Consider the following 18,731-nt stretch of genomic DNA (forward strand, 5'->3'; position numbering starts at 1 on the left):
CCATGCGTTTAGATAGTTTTACTAGCAAATTTCAACTAGCCATTTCAGATGCCCAGTCATTAGCACTTGGCCGTGACCATCAATATATTGAACCTGTGCATTTAATGACTGCGCTGCTTAACCAGCAGGGGGGGTCAGTTCGCTCATTATTCGATCATGGCAAAATGAACGTTAATGCCTTGCGCTCTGCTTTGGCTAAGGCAGTAGACCAACTACCGCGAGTTGAAGGGGTTGGTGGTGATGTGCAAATGGGCAAGGATACCATCACCTTGCTGAATCTGAGTGACAAGATCGCGCAAAAACGTAAAGATCAATACATCACCTCGGAAATATTTGTACTGGCTGCTTTGCAGGACAAAGGCAAGTTAGGAGATATGTTACGTCAGACGGGAGCGACTGAAGACAAGCTTGAACAAGCTATTGAATCTATGCGGGGTGGGCAAAAAGTTACGGATCCTAACGCTGAAGATGTGCGCCAAGCTTTGGAGAAATTTACCACGGATCTTACCGAGCGCGCCGAACAGGGCAAACTCGATCCGGTTATTGGCCGTGATGATGAAATTCGTCGTACTATTCAGGTTCTGCAGCGTAGAACCAAAAACAATCCGGTGTTAATAGGTGAGCCAGGCGTGGGCAAAACCGCGATTGCCGAAGGGTTGGCGCAACGTATTATAAATTCTGAAGTGCCCGAAGGGCTCAAAAATAAGCGCGTATTGTCTCTGGATATGGGGGCGCTGGTGGCCGGCGCTAAATACCGGGGAGAATTTGAGGAGCGTCTTAAAGCGGTACTTAACGAGTTGGCAAAAGAAGAAGGCCGGGTCATTCTGTTTATTGATGAGCTGCACACCATGGTAGGGGCCGGAAAAGGCGAGGGGGCAATGGATGCAGGTAATATGCTCAAACCAGCCCTGGCGCGAGGCGAATTGCATTGTGTGGGTGCCACTACACTGAATGAATATCGGCAGTTTATTGAAAAAGATGCAGCCCTGGAGCGTCGCTTCCAAAAAATACTGGTGGAAGAGCCAAGTGTTGAGGATACCATCGCCATATTAAGAGGCTTGAAAGAACGCTACGAGTTACATCATTCGGTTCAAATAACCGATCCGGCCATAGTGGCCGCCGCCTCGTTATCCCATAGGTACATCAGCGATCGCCAACTGCCCGATAAAGCCATAGATTTAATTGATGAAGCCGCATCCAGTATTCGCATGCAGATGGATTCCAAACCGGAAGACATGGACAGGCTAGAGCGACGCATTATTCAGTTAAAACTTGAAGAACAAGCCTTGGCCAAAGAAAAGGATGAAGCCAGCCACAAACGACTTGAGTTAATTGAGCTGGAGCGTGAACAAGCGGAACATAAATTTTCTGAGTTTGAAACCATCTGGAAATCTGAAAAACAGGCCATGCAGGGTACCCAGAATATCCGGGCAGATTTAGAACAGGCCAAACTGGATTTAGAAATTGCCCGTCGTGCATCGGATCTAAGTCGCATGTCGGAATTGCAGTATGGCCGTATTCCTGAGCTGGAAAGCAAATTGGAGCTTGCCTCGGAGTCCGAATCCAAAACAACGGAAAATCAGCTGCTTAAAAGTCGTGTCACCGAAAACGAGATTGCCGATGTATTGTCGCGCTGGACCGGGATCCCGGTGTCTAAAATGCTTGAGGGCGAAAAAGCGAAACTGTTGGGCATGGAGAGTGCCTTACACCAACGGGTGATCGGTCAGGGTGAAGCGGTCAACGCGGTTTCCAATGCGATCCGCCGTTCCAGAGCAGGTTTGTCGGATCCTGACCGTCCCATTGGCTCTTTCTTGTTTTTGGGCCCTACAGGGGTGGGTAAAACCGAACTGTGTAAGACTTTGGCGAATTTTTTATTTGATACCGAAGATTCCATGATACGCATAGATATGTCCGAGTTTATGGAAAAACATTCAGTTTCCCGTTTAGTGGGGGCACCCCCAGGTTACGTGGGATATGAAGAGGGTGGCTATTTGACTGAAGCGGTGCGCCGTAAACCCTATTCGGTGATTTTACTGGATGAAATTGAAAAAGCTCATCCAGACGTGTTCAATATTTTGCTGCAAGTGTTAGATGCCGGCCGGCTAACGGATGGCCAAGGGCGCACGGTGGATTTTAAAAATACCGTTATTATCATGACCTCGAATTTGGGCTCAGACATCATTCAGGAGCGACATAAAGAGAATAATTATGAGCAAATGAAAAACATGGTACTAGAAGTACTTAACGATCATTTCAGACCTGAGTTTCTCAATCGAGTAGACGAAACCGTGGTGTTTCATCCATTAGGCGTAGAGCAAATTACCGCGATTGCCAAGATACAGTTACAGTTCCTACATAACCGTTTGGAGGCCAAAGGTATTGCACTTGAGGTGACCGACGCGGCGCTACACAAGCTGGCTGAGGCAGGTTTTGATCCTGTGTACGGCGCGAGACCCTTGAAGCGTGTAATTCAAACCGAGATCGAAAATCCCCTGGCTCAGAGGATATTGTCTGGTGACTTGCTCACCGATGGAACGGTGCGCATAGATGCGAATGAACAAGGGATAATCATTCAATAATTGGCAATGGTTAAACCAATAGCGGCAAGTTCATCGGACTTGCCGCTATTGTCATTTAAAGCGTCGATAATAACTGTTCGGCTTCAGGCCTTTCATTAAATGCGACCTTTGATGCTAAGGCATGTTGCAATTCTTCTGTAGCTTCAGGAGTACGTCCTAATTTATCTAGGGTGTAGGCAATATGGTAGCGAATTGCGGGGTTATTAGAATTAGTCGCATATGCCTGACGTAACGACACTAAACCATCCTCAAAGCGTTCCAATTTGACTAATATCCACCCATGAGTATCTAATACCGCAGGTACAGTACTAGCATTGGCAACCGCCTTCTTAGCGTAACTTAAAGCAGTGGTTAAATCTTCAGTCATATAGATATTGGCGAGATTGTTTAAAATCGAATAGTCATCGTTCAATTTATCTTTTTCGACCAATTTTAAATAATGCGATTTAGCCTCTTGCCACTTGTTTTGGTTCATCAAATGGTCAGCTAGTACTTTTCTTCGCCAGTTATTAGTCGGTTGTTCTTCTACTAAACGGATAACCAAAGCCGAGAACTCTGGCTCTTTGACTCCTCTGCGCGCAAGTTCGTACAGTCGAGTTAACGGAAGTTGATAGTCATTCTCTAATTTAATTGCTTGAGTATAAGAGTTATGCGCTTGAACAAATTCTTGCCGAGCTAAAGCTATATCGCCTTTTAATAAAAAAATACTGGGATTTTCGCCGTATTGTTTTTCCAATTTATCCGCCACTTCCTGGGCTACATCGTTTTGATTTAGCTGCAAGTTCAATCTAGCGTATTCCAAATTAAGTAATAAATGCTGCGGTAAATATGTAAGCGCTTTGAGTAATGTATTATTAGCGCCCTCATAGTCACTGACACTTTGCTGCATTGAGCTTAGGCGAAATAATTTTTGCGGATTTTCCAGCCACATATTGTACAATTTTGCTAACTGTAATTTGGCTTCATCAATGTCCCTGTTGGCAATCAATACTTCAGCTTTTTTGATCGAAAATTCAGGCTCAAAGGGAAAATCTTTGACTAATTTATTAACCAGACGCAGTGCCACATCAGCTTGTTGGTTCTTCAAGTAAATATCGAGTAAAAGTAGTTGGGCACTTCTATTTCGTGATTCAAGTATGACTAAGGTTTCAAGTCTGGTAATAGCTGGAATGAAATCATTGTCCTCAGCTTCGACTATTGCCAGCTGTAATTGCGATGCGCTATGACTCGGTTGTTCTGCAACCAATGTATTTAATAGCGTTTTAGCCTGGGAAAAGCGAACTGTATTTTTCAATAACATCGCTTGGTTGAATCGACCTGCAAAATGAGTAGGTGAAATTGCAAATACATTGTCAAGTGATTGTTGCGCTTCATCATATCTACCTAACCTTAGTAAAGCCGCCGCCTTGAGGTTCCAGTAATCCACGTTACGATCATTATTATCAGTGAGTATATCGGCGGTTTTTAATGCATCTTCAAAGCGGCCATTTTGGATATATAGAAAACCCCGGGCCATCAGAAATGCACCATTGTTGGGATCTTTTTGGTTACTTTTTTCAATTAGGCTGATTGCCTCGTCTAATTTCCCCCGCGCAACTAGTGCTTTTGACGACATTAAAATCACCTTCATATTATCAGGGTATATCCCTCGAAGAGTTGATAACCAGTAATCAGCTTTGAAATCTTTGTCATTTCTTAAATATAAATCAGCAAGCTTTAATGCAACGTCCAAATGATCGGTTAACTGTTCTTCTACGCGCTCCAATATGTGCATGGCCGCATCATTTTGGCCCATAGCAATATATATTTCCGCTAACATCGCTACGGCATTAATGTCGCCACGGTTCCTCTCAACATATTTGGCTAAACTTAATCTGGCCAACTCAAAGTTACCTTGAACATATTCGGTCATGCCTTTGACGAACAGTAAGGAATCTTGTTTGTCATATTGCTCATCGGTGACTAAGGTTAACTTGTTACTCAAATTGTCCAAAATATTATTGGCCAATTCACCTTGTTCATCTTTAGATAATATCCAACTGCTTAGTAGCATGGCAAATGGGTCATCGGGTGTTTGGGCGATAATCTCCTCGGCGATGGTTTTTGCTTCGTCTATTTGATCGTTGGAAATTAAAGCATAGGCTAAGGAACGTCTGACGACAGGGTCGTCTGCTTCGATTCTTAATGCGATGCGATAGGCGTCTATCGCAGCTGACAGGTCTTTATTAGCCTCAGCAATCTTCCCTTTTAGGTGCCAGGTTCGATGGTCGTTGGGGGCTATTTTCAAAGACTTGATACTTTGCCTTTCTGCACTGGCTAACTTATTATCACTTAAATCCATATAAGCTAGGCTATTAATGGCTCTGGTATTATTCGGAGACAGATTTAATGCCGCATCGTATTCTGCTCTGGCTTGGTCAGGTTTACTCAAGTTACTGTAAGCTGTAGCTGATAGCATTTTCCATTCAAAGTTACTTGCATCTGTGAGCTTAAAGCCTTTACCTAAATCGATTACGTCTTGATATTGCTGATTGAAAGTTAATACATTTCCTAACGGCAATAATACTAAATTCATATCAATTTTATATTCAATTGCTTGTCTGAAAACTTTAATTGCCTCGTCATAATAGCCATTTCGAGTTAATAACTTGCCCATAAGCAATTTGGCCGGCAAGTTTTTTGGATTGGCTTGTAACGCATTTTTCAGGTAAATATAGGAGGCATCATATTGTTGTTGTTGATAGGCTTGTAAGGCAGATTCATAAAAACGATCGGCAGCCTGAGTCTGAAAAGTGCATAAATAAATCAAGCAAGATAAAGTCACTGCTTTTAATCGAAATGTCATAATGTAAGCCTTATATATCATGCCTACTCTATCTGAGTGCATGCCGGAAATCGCTGGATAACCTACTAATGGTGTAATTAAATGAAATCTGCTAATAACTCAATTTTATTTTTAGATTAAAAAAAAGAAATGGGTATCCATCTCTTTTTTTAATCATTTTATAGGGTTATGTTTACGATTGTTTTCTTCTTCGAGCAAACAAACCTATTGAACCTAACAACATTAAACCTAAAGTCGCTGGGGCTGAAACTTCGCTCGGCGGATTCTCCGTGCTAGTTATCCCTTTAAGCTGCCTGATTTTGAAAGCATCGTCATTGCTATCTATACGGCTGTCAGTAGCGGCACCGAAAACACTGTTATAGGCGCCAACTAACCAATATTGAGATGTTACATTACCCTCATTAACAGAATAATAACTGTCAGTTACCCCGCCATTATATTGGCCCACAGTAAGCCAATTACCTGAATTTTTTTGATTAGCCCAAGTACTCCCATTGAGGTTGTTACCTGAGAAACTGCCACCGCCATTGAATGCCAATAAGGTAAAGTCACCGTCTTGTACCCAACCAAAATCAATTCCTGTCAGTGCAATTGAAGTGTCAAAACTCACTAGCGCCATATCGTAGTCCACGTACCCGGCATTCCCTTGGTTATCGAACGCGTGCCCTGGATAATCTCCGCTACCCTCATCTGAGTTAACTGCGCCCCAGCCGTTACTATTTCCCCAATAATACATTTGTGCTTGATCTATATATGGGTCTTTATCATCAGGATCTGCCCCATCATTACCTTGGGTATCTGACCAGGCACTCAAATCAGCTGTTATCGAGTCACTGCCGTTGGTATCGGTAACTGAAAAATTGCTCGTAGGGCAATTGTTAGAACATGTTTGCACGCTATTATTAGTACTTCCTGGTCTTAAATCCCATTGCCAGGTGGTGGTACTGGCGCTAGCGTTGCCTGCGATTAGGAGCAATATCGTTATAGTTAAACTGCTAAACAGTATTATTTTCTTCATTTTTTATCCATTATTGTGAAAATGTTGTGCGTTTTGATGTTTGCCAACCATTTTAGGCAATATTCGAGCCTTTTGTATTTTTATTTAATAATCAAATGGTTGTAATTGTTTTTGTAAAATAAACCCATTGATTGTAAAAATTACTGACACTCTCATGGCTGCACCGTCTCTTTTCTTGTAGTCAGTTTAAACTTAACTAAGAGGACAGACTATATGTGCAGTTTTACCTAGGTATAAACGCAAATACCGTCGTAATTATTGCTACCAGACATTTGCTGTGGTGACGCAAATCATCAGTTTATGATATCTTTACGCCCTTACTATATTAGAGGGACAGTAATGTCGGAATCCAAGCGTAAAGGCATTTATCTTTTGCCAAACTTATTAACCACTGCGGGTCTGTTTTCTGGCTTTTATGCGGTTGTTGCTTCTATGAACGGCCACTTTGAAGCCGCTGCCGTGGCGATATTTATCGCCATGATCTTTGATGGACTCGATGGCCGAGTGGCAAGGATGACCAATACCCAAAGTGAATTTGGTGCCGAATATGATTCGATGGCAGATATGGTCTCTTTTGGTGTGGCACCGGCATTGGTAGCGTATAATTGGGGACTCAGCGGCCTCGGTAAAATTGGTTGGTTAGCTGCCTTCATATATGTAGCTGGCGCTGCCCTGCGGCTTGCCCGCTTCAATACCCAGATTGGCGTGGCCGACAAGCGCTATTTTCAAGGTTTAGCTAGCCCGGCGGCTGCAGCTTTAGTGGCCGGTTTGGTCTGGGTTGGTGGTGAGTATGATATTGATGGCAACGATTACAGTGTAATAGTGGCTATCGTGACAAGTTTGGCGGGTATGTTAATGGTCAGTAATTTCAAATATAACTCGTTTAAAGAAGTTGATTGGCACGGTAAAGTGCCCTTCGTTGCCTTACTAATAATTATGTTGGTGTTTGTGGTCGTGGCCACTGAGCCTGCATTAGTCTTATTTGTGGTGTTCGCCTTATACGCATTGGCCGGGCCTATTAATACCTTTAGAAGTGTGGACAAGGTCAAGTTAGAACACGTAGTAGGGGATGCGGATGAAAGTGATGCAGATTTCGCCAAATCTGAAAGCGAAGACAATACAGACCCCGATAAACCCAAGGACTGACTAGACACTCTATTAAGATGTTAAGCCGGGCCTGGATTTCTGATCCAGGCCCGGTTTTGCTTAAAGCGTATGTGAAATCTTGTGGGCATCGTTTTGACAAAAAAATGCGCCGCAATAATACCTTCAAGTGTCAGTATATTTTACACATTAAACTTGCGTTTTTAACTTTTGCTTTTAATTATTTGATTTATATTTAGTTTTTTTTCAGGTTTAATTTTTGCATAATTTGTCTCAGGTTGAGCGAAAGACGATTCAGCCACTAAACTAAAAAATAATAAGGTATGGGACATGAAATATTTGAAAAAAATCGCTGTGGTAGCGACGTTAGTTTTCGCAAGCTTCGGATTTACCTCTATATCGGCCAATGCCGCAGTCATTTTCCAAGATGTTTTTATTGATATCGACGTCGCTGACGATAGCAATGTATGGGGGATCACCGAAGCTGACAGTGGATTGTTCGGAACACTAAGATATTCTCCGGGTTTAGTCTTAGGTGGTGGTATTATCACCCCTGAAGATGACCCTTATTTTACTTTTAGTTTTGCCTTAGCAGGGTTAGCTTTTTCCGCGATGGATGATTTTGGTTTTGGTTTTGGTGGCCCTTTTGCATTTACAGATGAATTCGATTTCTTCTCTGGTGTTGTTGGGATAGATTTTTCTAATAATGAAGAGACTGTTTTAATTAATTTTGATGTATTCGAAGTTTACGATTCTTTCTCCGATATTGACCCATCCGTAGTTGGATTTTTATCCTTCGGTGAGACTACACTCGTATCAGAGCCTTCAGTGTTAATCTTGATGTTGGGTGGTTTGGTTTTAGTAACACGTAGAAAATTCACTGCTTAATTCATTTTTTTGAAATTTTAAAAAAGGCCTTTAAGGCCTTTTTTATTGCCTGTTCCGTGGATAAAAAGTCAGGTTATTTATGCTCTTTTATATCGTTAGAGCTTGCCGTGTTATATATAACACTCCACGGCATATACAGCGGCGGTAGGGCAAAGCGCTATTAAGTGTCAGCATTTTTAACAAGACTTGGTTGTCGCATGATCATGCGTTATTAGGGGCACTCGACTAGGTCATTCGACCGAGTCCCCCTTTTGTTCACTTATATTCAAACGATAAGGCAACACTTCTTTTCCCTGCCGAGTTCATATTTTTGCCTTGCCCCCCCGGGACAGTCGACTTGCAAAGAGCAAAAGAGCATGGATAGCAATAGGTTTATACTGCAACATATTCCAGTTGATAAACTGATGTTTGGGCTATTAACAGCTGGCTTATTCTCAAAACCGTCCCCTTAGCTCAAGTTGGATCTGCATTGCTTTCGATAAACCAAGAGAGCTTAAAACCGCAACTTCACAAGGAGGTTGTTTTTACCCTCAGCATATTTTTGGCAGTAAGTTTGACTGGCCGCTGCACTTTAAACCTTTAGCGCATTAAGGGGCAGATGAGGGGAATTGACGGGAGGTAATTTCAGTCTTATTTTCAGCATAAAAAAGGCCGTGCAATTGCACGGCCTTAAATGGTTAATAACGACTATTGAGGGGTATTGAAGTCTGCTTCCACTTCTAATACCGTCATACCGTTCTCATCACCGTTTTCATCAGTATAGATAACGCCACCTAGGTAGTCCTGACCATCTTGTAGTTTAGTCATACCCACGTAAACCCTGTTGGTTTTGCCTTCTCTGGCGATGGTACGGGTTCTAACTACCATTCTCTTTGGTGCAGATTCATCAACATTCCATACATGAAGCGGCGCGTCAACCGAATCCAGTCCTGCTAGACCCCAGCCGTGCACAAATACCAGGTAAGTTGCCGCATTAGCTATTTCTAAAGGCTGTGGATCAATCAGTAGTACTGATTCATCCGAACCACTGGCGGCACTGGCCCCTATCTGAGCACAAGTAGAAAAGGTAGGGCAAGCATAGACATATAGATCTAAATCTATCCCAGCGATAGGCATATCTTTGTCTCTAAGTGCAAACTTAGTGATGCGCGTACCTTGTGGCACATCAATCAAGAAGAAACCTAACCCCGGTTCATTGAACGTAAAGGTACTATCGGGATCTTGTGCAACCGTGTCTACTATTACATCCGAACTGTCCATACCAATGCCTGTGGCAAAAAAACGGCCGTTATAGTTGGTTTGTACCGATAAAGTCGTGCGCGTGGCGTGTTGCGTGGCAACTAACTGCACTTGATCCGGCGCCACTACTTTGGGAGGCAGTACAGGTTTGACGGCAATCGGACTACGTACCGAGTGCGAGCCGTCATCCCAAGTCAGTGAACCAAACTGCCATTGGTCAAATACAACCCCTGCACCATGATTAAATACCACTTGGTAGTAACCGTTGGTGCCTGGGGCGATAGTCATTGAATTGCTTACTTCCCAACTTTCGGAATCAAAATTGTACACTAACAATTCAGCTGCAACCCCAGTTGGTGTTTGTAAATTGGCAGTGTAAGTTGATTCACGATCACTTACATTTGTGACTACGCGTAAAACAGATTGTGGGAAGCCCAGTTCTGAAATGGCGATTGACGCAAGGTTCAGATCACTTGGATCTAAAGACCAACCAGCATTTTGCAATGCTGCGCACGCACCACCAAAGAAATCAGCATCAACAAAGTTACTTTCACCCGCTCCACAGAGGTAGGCGTAGTAATCATTAATACCGATGTCATAGACTAAACCAGGATCAACCATGGAATTAGGCACTACATGGCCTGCACCAAAATCGAAAGGGTCAGCAGGTGTGCTACCGTCTTCTTTGGTTACGTTTTGACGGGCAGAGGTCATCATTGCAGACTTCATGGCCGCAGGTGACCAGTCTGGATGAACTTCACGAATTAATGCGGCTAAACCGGTAATGTGGGGTGAAGACATAGAAGTACCACTGAGGTACTTATAAGACTCACCCATCACACCGTTGTCAATCTGGGAACCAGAGGTACCAGCAAGTATGCGTGCACCTGGGGCAGTGATATCCGGCTTAATAATATCGTCGATTGCTAAGCTAGGTCCACGTGACGAAAAGCCCGCCATTTGGTTGCCAACTTCGGTTTGTTCAATAAAGATATCCGGCCCCATATTGACAGTGATAATCTCACCATCATCGATGGAAGTTTTTAGCTCCTCACCGTCTTCGGTGCTGATCATGACACCGGCAATGTCATAGGATCCGTTACCACCCAGGCCAGTTATCGGGCGTCCGTCACTATATACTATGACTGCAGACGCGCCTGCCAACTCAGCCCGTTCTACTTTTTCGGTGAAGTTACATATACCTCGCTTAATAAGCGCAATGTTACCTGCAATTTCAGCGGCATTATCAAGTGGTGCGCTGCCACCATCAAAACAACCTAGCAAAGGCTGTGCAATTACCAGTTCCCCTTCTATGCTGCCAGTTAGAGCCAATGCTTTTGTAATATTACCTTCTGCAAAGCCGATGGCTTCTTCTGGATCTCTTGAGGTAACTTTTAATACATTAATTAAGCTCGTGCCATCGTAAGTTGATGCACCTACTGTGGTTACCCAAGGAACGTTGTGAGCGACAGTTTCTGGGTCTGGGCCACTATTGCCGGCAGAGTTTGCCGAAAATACCCCGCCTTTAGCGGCGTTAAAAAACGCAATGTGCACCGGATCGGTGGAGGAGGTGGTGCTACCGCTTATTGAAAAGTTAATTACATCTACACCGTCAGCTACTGCGGCGTCGATTGCCGCCACAGAATCTACAGTTGAACATCCACTATTACCATCATCTGAACCGTTCCAGCAGACTTTATAAGCGGCAACACGGGCTCTTGGTGCCATTCCTGAAAGTATACCTGTATTGACCCCAAACAGATTACCGTTAACGCCTTCATTTCCGCCTGCAGTGGTTAGTGTATGAGTACCATGTCCATCAGCATCACGTGGCGAGTCAAACTCGCCGGGTAATAAGGTATTATTCTGTACAAAGGATGCGTTAAAATAGCGCGCGCCTATTAATTTATTATTACAGCTAAAGTCCGGATCAGTACCCGTATCACAAACACCTGCCCAATCCTGACGCGTGACAGCAATGGGGTTAAAACCTGCATCTTCTAAACTTGGGTTTTCTGGCCATACACCAGAATCCACTATTCCTATGATGACGTCTTCACCTTTATTGCCATTTGTATGTAATCCCCCAGGAGCAGTTAACCCCAGAAACGATGGAGTATTGGCCGTATCCATCTTATATAGTTCTTCAGGCCATACATTAAGTACATTAGGATTGGATTTTAATTTCAATAATTGTGTTTCTGATAGTTGTGCAGCAAAACCATTAAAAGCATGTTCGTATTGATAGGTTGCTTTTGCTATACCGGCATTTGCCATTACGTTCATTCGCTGGTTTCGTAATTTCTTCCGATAAATCGTTGAGGCTGTTGAGTTTGGATTGTATTTGGCGTTTTTTAGGACACCTGCAAATCTGTCTGAGATAGTTTGACTTTGACCCATCGAGGCAGCTGGGTTTCCTTTCAGCTGAATAATATAGCGTGATTTTGCAACCACACTACTGGTACTGCCTTCAGTTAAAGTAAACTGACTGCGCTGAACTTCTGTCTGGGCTAACGCTGCTTGAACACTGAGAGTTAATAAACATGCCCCGCCGAGCACTTTAAGCTTGTTGCTAAACATATTGTTTTGATCCTTCATCTAGTTATTGTTTTTTTATTTCTAGTAGGGTGGTTTATGACCTGTTATCCGAAATGGTAAAAATCACTCCCCAACTATAATAAGCTTTAGTTGTGAAGAGCAACCCTTTCAATGATCAATAATTCCCCCCATCGCTATATAATTGAAAAATAAAGATATTTCTCAGTTCATCATTTCTAAGGGATAGTTAAGTGTTCAATTAACGGACGCTTCGCTGTTGTTCAGCAATATGTCTAATGAGGTGGTTAGTGTATCAATTGAATATAAAACAGGCAGTTGAACAATTATTTGCAAATAAGGGTTGCGCTCATCGACGGGGTGTCTATAATGCGCACCTCGCTTCGGGACAGCAGGTTAAACCGCTGAAACGACACCGGCTCAGGCAGGGGGTTCGAGACTCGTAAGAGTCAAGAGATTAGCGGGTTGCAAGGCGGTTTAGTTTGAGATTAAAATTAAATAATACCTTGACAACCAAAACGAACAACGTAATATACGCCTCCCGCTTAAGAGGGTCTTCGGACAACTTAAGCAGAAAGATTAACTAGGCGACGTCATTGAATGGCCGTCACCTTGCGCTGATGAAATCGAAGTACGGTGTTCATCGCCGCGAAACGCTCTTTAACAATTAATAACAAGACAATCTGTGTGGATACTCACTTGATGAGTGTCTACCAACAAAAATTCATGTTCGATAAATATTTAATTGAAGAGTTTGATCATGGCTCAGATTGAACGCTGGCGGCAGGCCTAACACATGCAAGTCGAACGGTAACATTTCAAAGCTTGCTTTGAAGATGACGAGTGGCGGACGGGTGAGTAATACTTAGGGATCTGCCTTTGTGTGGGGGATAACCATTGGAAACGATGGCTAATACCGCATAACGTCTTTGGACCAAAGGGGGCTTTCGGGCTCTCGCGCAAAGAGGAACCTAAGCGAGATTAGCTTGTTGGTGGGGTAAAGGCTCACCAAGGCGACGATCTCTAGCTGTTCTGAGAGGAAGATCAGCCACACTGGAACTGAGACACGGTCCAGACTCCTACGGGAGGCAGCAGTGGGGAATATTGCACAATGGGCGCAAGCCTGATGCAGCCATGCCGCGTGTGTGAAGAAGGCCTTCGGGTTGTAAAGCACTTTCAGTTGTGAGGAAAGGTTGACGGTTAATACCCGTTAGCTGTGACGTTAGCAACAGAAGAAGGACCGGCTAACTCCGTGCCAGCAGCCGCGGTAATACGGAGGGTCCGAGCGTTAATCGGAATTACTGGGCGTAAAGCGCACGCAGGCGGTTTGTTAAGCTAGATGTGAAAGCCCCGGGCTCAACCTGGGAATAGCATTTAGAACTGGCAGGCTAGAGTTTTGGAGAGGGGAGTGGAATTCCAGGTGTAGCGGTGAAATGCGTAGATATCTGGAGGAACATCAGTGGCGAAGGCGACTCCCTGGTCAATAACTGACGCTCATGTGCGAAAGTGTGGGTAGCGAACAGGATTAGATACCCTGGTAGTCCACACCGTAAACGCTGTCTACTAGCTGTTTGTGGATTTAATCCGTGAGTAGCGAAGCTAACGCGATAAGTAGACCGCCTGGGGAGTACGGCCGCAAGGTTAAAACTCAAATGAATTGACGGGGGCCCGCACAAGCGGTGGAGCATGTGGTTTAATTCGATGCAACGCGAAGAACCTTACCTACTCTTGACATACTGGAAATTTAGCAGAGATGCTTTAGTGCCTTCGGGAATCCAGATACAGGTGCTGCATGGCTGTCGTCAGCTCGTGTCGTGAGATGTTGGGTTAAGTCCCGCAACGAGCGCAACCCTTGTCCTTAGTTGCCAGCCTTAAGTTGGGCACTCTAAGGAGACTGCCGGTGACAAACCGGAGGAAGGTGGGGACGACGTCAAGTCATCATGGCCCTTACGAGTAGGGCTACACACGTGCTACAATGGTGAGTACAGAGGGAAGCGAACTTGCGAGAGTAAGCGGATCCCTTAAAGCTCATCGTAGTCCGGATCGGAGTCTGCAACTCGACTCCGTGAAGTCGGAATCGCTAGTAATCGCAAATCAGAATGTTGCGGTGAATACGTTCCCGGGCCTTGTACACACCGCCCGTCACACCATGGGAGTGGGTTGCAAAAGAAGTAGTTAGTCTAACCTTCGGGAGGACGATTACCACTTTGTGATTCATGACTGGGGTGAAGTCGTAACAAGGTAACCCTAGGGGAACCTGGGGTTGGATCACCTCCTTACTATTAGGCAGACCTTGTCAGGTCGAGTGTTCACACAGATTGTTTTGTTGTTAATAAAGAAGAACCGAGAGACTCTTTTGAGGCCCAATGGCCGATAAGAGGGGCTATAGCTCAGCTGGGAGAGCGCCTGCCTTGCACGCAGGAGGTCAGCAGTTCGATCCTGCTTAGCTCCACCAAATTGCTTGCGCAATAATAGGCTTGTAGCTCAGCTGGTTAGAGCGCACCCCTGATAAGGGTGAGGTCGGCAGTTCAAGTCTGCCCAAGCCTACCAAATTCTCGCTTGTGCTGCGTTGGATAGCGCGTCGTTTAGTGGACTAAACGTCCTCCCTATCCGCCTTGCCTAAGCAAGAGTTGTGACTCTTCGGTTTTAAGTGAGTAAGGTTAGCCTTAATCAATGTGTACTTGTTAAGTATCTATTGATTAGGGTTTTTTAAACCCTAAATGTTCTTTAACAATATGGAAAGCTGATAAAGTAATCAAAACGAAGAGAACGCTTTTAAGAGCTTACTCTATCTGATTTGAATGAATACTTGTCACGCATACAACGGCAACGCAAGTTGCACCTAACTTTGGATAAAAGGCCAAAGGGTAGGGCGAGTTATTTCGACGTGCAGACTATGATTGTTTGCTACGAGGAAATAGCGAGTTAGGTTGTTCTAGGCAAAGCCGCAGGAGGAACGAGTGAGGGAATGTACGTCTGTACATGACCGAGTGAGAGACGCCGAAGGTGAAGCATAGGGCAAGCTAAAGAAGCTATTTGGGGTTGTATGGTTAAGTGACTAAGCGTATACGGTGGATGCCTAGGCAGTTAGAGGCGATGAAGGACGTGTAAGTCTGCGAAAAGTTGTGGGGAGCCGACAAAATGCTTTGATCCACAAATATCCGAATGGGGAAACCCACCGCTTCGGCGGTATCATTAAGTGAATACATAGCTTAATGAGGCAAACGAGGGGAACTGAAACATCTAAGTACCCTTAGGAAAAGAAATCAACCGAGATTCCCCTAGTAGCGGCGAGCGAACGGGGACTAGCCCTTAAGCTGATTGTAAGTGAGTGGAACATACTGGAAAGTATGGCGATACCAGGTGATAGCCCTGTACACGAACACGAACTTTAAGTGAAAACGAGTAGGTCGGGACACGTGTTATCCTGACTGAATATGGGGGGACCATCCTCCAAGGCTAAATACTCCTAACTGACCGATAGTGAACTAGTACCGTGAGGGAAAGGCGAAAAGAACCCCTGTGAGGGGAGTGAAATAGAACCTGAAACCGTATACGTACAAGCAGTAGGAGCAGACTTGTTCTGTGACTGCGTACCTTTTGTATAATGGGTCAGCGACTTATATTTTGTAGCGAGGTTAACCGAATAGGGGAGCCGTAGCGAAAGCGAGTGTTAACTGCGCGTTTTAGTTGCAAGGTATAGACCCGAAACCCGGTGATCTAGCCATGGGCAGGTTGAAGGTTGAGTAACATCAACTGGAGGACCGAACCGACTAACGTTGAAAAGTTAGCGGATGACTTGTGGCTGGGGGTGAAAGGCCAATCAAACCGGGAGATAGCTGGTTCTCCCCGAAAGCTATTTAGGTAGCGCCTCGGACGAATACCACTGGGGGTAGAGCACTGTTAAGGCTAGGGGGTCATCCCGACTTACCAACCCTTTGCAAACTCCGAATACCAGTGAGTACTATCCGGGAGACACACGGCGGGTGCTAACGTCCGTCGTGAAGAGGGAAACAACCCAGATCGCCAGCTAAGGTCCCTAAGTTATCACTAAGTGGGAAACGATGTGGAAAGGCTAAGACAGCTAGGAGGTTGGCTTAGAAGCAGCCACCCTTTAAAGAAAGCGTAATAGCTCACTAGTCGAGTCGGTCTGCGCGGAAGATGTAACGGGGCTAAGTGATACACCGAAGCTGCGAACGCATAGCTTGCTATGCGTGGTAGGGGAGCGTTCTGTAAGCCGTTGAAGGTGTGCCGGGAGGCCTGCTGGAGGTATCAGAAGTGCGAATGCTGACATGAGTAACGATAATGGGGGTGAAAAACCCCCACGCCGGAAGACCAAGGTTTCCTGTCCCATGCTAATCAGGGCAGGGTAAGTCGGCCCCTAAGGCGAGGCAGAAATGCGTAGTCGATGGGAAACGGATTAATATTTCCGTACTGTTAATATCAGTGAAGGGGGGACGGAGAAAGTTATGCAAGCCTGGCGTTGGTAGTCCAGGTGAAAGTGCGTAGGGCGTTGGTTTAGGTAAATCCGGACCGACATATAACCTGAGACACGAGACGAGACACCACGGTGTTGAAGTTGCAAATACTATGCTTCCAGGAAAAGCCTCTAAACTTATGATATTAATAACCGTACCCCAAACCGACACAGGTGGTCAGGTAGAGAATACTAAGGCGCTTGAGAGAACTCGGGTGAAGGAACTCGGCAAAATCGTACCGTAACTTCGGGAGAAGGTACGCCGCTGTTTGTGATGAGACTTGCTCTCTAAGCGAATGGCGGCCGCAGTGAAATGGTGGCTGGGACTGTTTATTAAAAACACAGCACTGTGCTAAATCGAAAGATGACGTATACGGTGTGACACCTGCCCGGTGCCGGAAGGTTAATTGATGGGGTTATCTTCGGAGAAGCTCTTGATCGAAGCCCCGGTAAACGGCGGCCGTAACTATAACGGTCCTAAGGTAGCGAAATTCCTTGTCGGGTAAGTTCCGACCTGCACGAATGGTGTAACCATGGCCACGCTGTCTCCACCCGAGACTCAGTGAAATTGAAATCGCAGTGAAGATGCTGTGTACCCGCACCTAGACGGAAAGACCCCGTGAACCTTTACTATAGCTTGGCACTGAACATTGACCCTACATGTGTAGGATAGGTGGGAGACTTTGAAGCGTTGTCGCCAGATGACGTGGAGTCTACCTTGAAATACCACCCTTGTACGTTTGATGTTCTAACGTTGGCCCCTTATCGGGGTTGCGGACAGTGCCTGGTGGGTAGTTTGACTGGGGCGGTCTCCTCCCAAAGAGTAACGGAGGAGCACGAAGGTTGGCTAATCCTGGTCGGACATCAGGAGGTTAGTGCAATGGCATAAGCCAGCTTAACTGCGAGACAGACACGTCGAGCAGGTACGAAAGTAGGTCATAGTGATCCGGTGGTTCTGAATGGAAGGGCCATCGCTCAACGGATAAAAGGTACTCCGGGGATAACAGGCTGATACCGCCCAAGAGTTCATATCGACGGCGGTGTTTGGCACCTCGATGTCGGCTCATCACATCCTGGGGCTGAAGTCGGTCCCAAGGGTATGGCTGTTCGCCATTTAAAGTGGTACGCGAGCTGGGTTTAGAACGTCGTGAGACAGTTCGGTCCCTATCTGGTGTGGGCGTTGGATGATTGAGGGGAGCTGCTCCTAGTACGAGAGGACCGGAGTGGACGAACCGCTGGTGTTCGGGTTGTCATGCCAATGGCATTGCCCGGTAGCTACGTTCGGAATCGATAACCGCTGAAAGCATCTAAGCGGGAAGCGAGCCCCAAGATGAGTCATCCCTGGCAATTTAATTGTCCTAAAGGGTTGTTGAAGACTACGACGTTGATAGGCAGGGTGTGGAAGCGTTGTAAGGCGTTGAGCTAACCTGTACTAATTGCCCGTGAGGCTTAACCATACAACGCCCAAATAGCTTTTTATAAACGCGCTATCGCGCTGTCGTGATAATATGCTTAAGCGCAGGGGTACCCTGCTGACATATTATCTACTCGCTAAAGTAAAAGCGCAGCGACGGTCAAGTGTGTAAATAATAGTAGACGTGTATGAATGACAAGTATTATTAATCGACAGAGTAAGACTAAACGTTTTTTAGCATTGATTACCTCAGCTTTTACATATTGATTTATGCAAGATGAACACGACACGTCATATAGACAGGTCGACTCACCTTGCGTTAATTCATCGCACACAACGCGACTGAATTAACACTTAAAAGTTTAAAGCAGGATGAAGACGACACGTCACTTAGACAGTTTGACTCACCTTGCGCTAATTTACCGCAAAAAGACGCGGATAAATCAGCACGTTTTTTGTCTGGCAGCCATAGCGATACGGCCCCACCTGATCCCATTCCGAACTCAGAAGTGAAACGTATTAGCGGCGATGGTAGTATGGGGTCTCCCCATGCGAGAGTAGCACACTGCCAGACTCCCATTTAAGAAAAAAGACTGCCTTCATCGGCGGTC

Annotated in this window: 6 protein-coding genes, 2 tRNA genes and 3 rRNA genes; 8 read left to right on the top strand and 3 right to left on the bottom strand. The window is 45.2% G+C overall.

Annotated elements, in window-relative coordinates; translation table 11 throughout:
• Window positions 1-2 precede the first annotated feature (2 nt).
• On the top strand, window positions 3-2,579 hold the full coding sequence (gene clpB / locus AC3RV5_RS06475) for an ATP-dependent chaperone ClpB (protein ID WP_489731141.1): 2,577 nt from the start codon (window positions 3-5) through the stop codon (window positions 2,577-2,579).
• Between the two features lie 55 nt (window positions 2,580-2,634).
• Here clpB and prsT read toward each other — a convergent pair whose 3' ends face one another.
• Window positions 2,635-5,424: an XrtA/PEP-CTERM system TPR-repeat protein PrsT gene (prsT, locus tag AC3RV5_RS06480; RefSeq protein WP_489731142.1), complete on the bottom strand. Its 2,790-nt coding sequence runs from the start codon at window positions 5,422-5,424 to the stop codon at window positions 2,635-2,637.
• Window positions 5,425-5,596: 172 nt separating this feature from the next.
• Complete coding sequence (gene xdp1, locus AC3RV5_RS06485) at window positions 5,597-6,442, bottom strand: exosortase-dependent surface protein XDP1 (RefSeq protein WP_489731143.1); 846 nt, start codon at window positions 6,440-6,442, stop codon at window positions 5,597-5,599.
• Between the two features lie 339 nt (window positions 6,443-6,781).
• Between xdp1 and pssA the strand changes: the two genes are divergently transcribed.
• Both pssA and AC3RV5_RS06495 read left to right on the top strand, forming a co-directional pair.
• On the top strand, window positions 6,782-7,588 hold the full coding sequence (pssA, locus tag AC3RV5_RS06490) for a CDP-diacylglycerol--serine O-phosphatidyltransferase (RefSeq protein ID WP_489731144.1): 807 nt from the start codon (window positions 6,782-6,784) through the stop codon (window positions 7,586-7,588).
• Between the two features lie 288 nt (window positions 7,589-7,876).
• Entirely contained in the window at window positions 7,877-8,434 is a 558-nt protein-coding gene (locus tag AC3RV5_RS06495; RefSeq protein WP_489731145.1) for a hypothetical protein, read from the top strand.
• 687 nt (window positions 8,435-9,121) lie between these two features.
• On the opposite strand, the gene AC3RV5_RS06500 is transcribed toward AC3RV5_RS06495, so the two are convergent.
• Window positions 9,122-12,253, bottom strand: coding sequence for a S8 family serine peptidase (locus AC3RV5_RS06500; protein WP_489731146.1), 3,132 nt, complete (start codon window positions 12,251-12,253; stop codon window positions 9,122-9,124).
• A 718-nt stretch (window positions 12,254-12,971) separates the two neighbouring features.
• Here AC3RV5_RS06500 and AC3RV5_RS06505 point away from each other — a divergent pair.
• From AC3RV5_RS06505 to rrf, 5 genes are all read left to right on the top strand, one after another.
• A 16S ribosomal RNA gene (locus AC3RV5_RS06505) occupies window positions 12,972-14,508 on the top strand.
• Window positions 14,509-14,608: 100 nt separating this feature from the next.
• A tRNA-Ala gene (locus AC3RV5_RS06510) sits at window positions 14,609-14,684 on the top strand.
• Window positions 14,685-14,702: 18 nt separating this feature from the next.
• Window positions 14,703-14,779: transfer RNA gene (locus AC3RV5_RS06515), tRNA-Ile, on the top strand.
• A 498-nt stretch (window positions 14,780-15,277) separates the two neighbouring features.
• Window positions 15,278-18,163: ribosomal RNA gene (locus tag AC3RV5_RS06520) — 23S ribosomal RNA — on the top strand.
• Window positions 18,164-18,578: 415 nt separating this feature from the next.
• Window positions 18,579-18,694, top strand: a 5S ribosomal RNA gene (rrf, locus tag AC3RV5_RS06525).
• The 16S, 23S and 5S rRNA genes sit together here with 2 tRNA genes alongside, the layout of an rRNA operon.
• The last annotated feature ends 37 nt before the right edge of the window (window positions 18,695-18,731 follow it).

It is taken from the genome of Paraglaciecola sp. IT1134 (assembly GCF_058068185.1).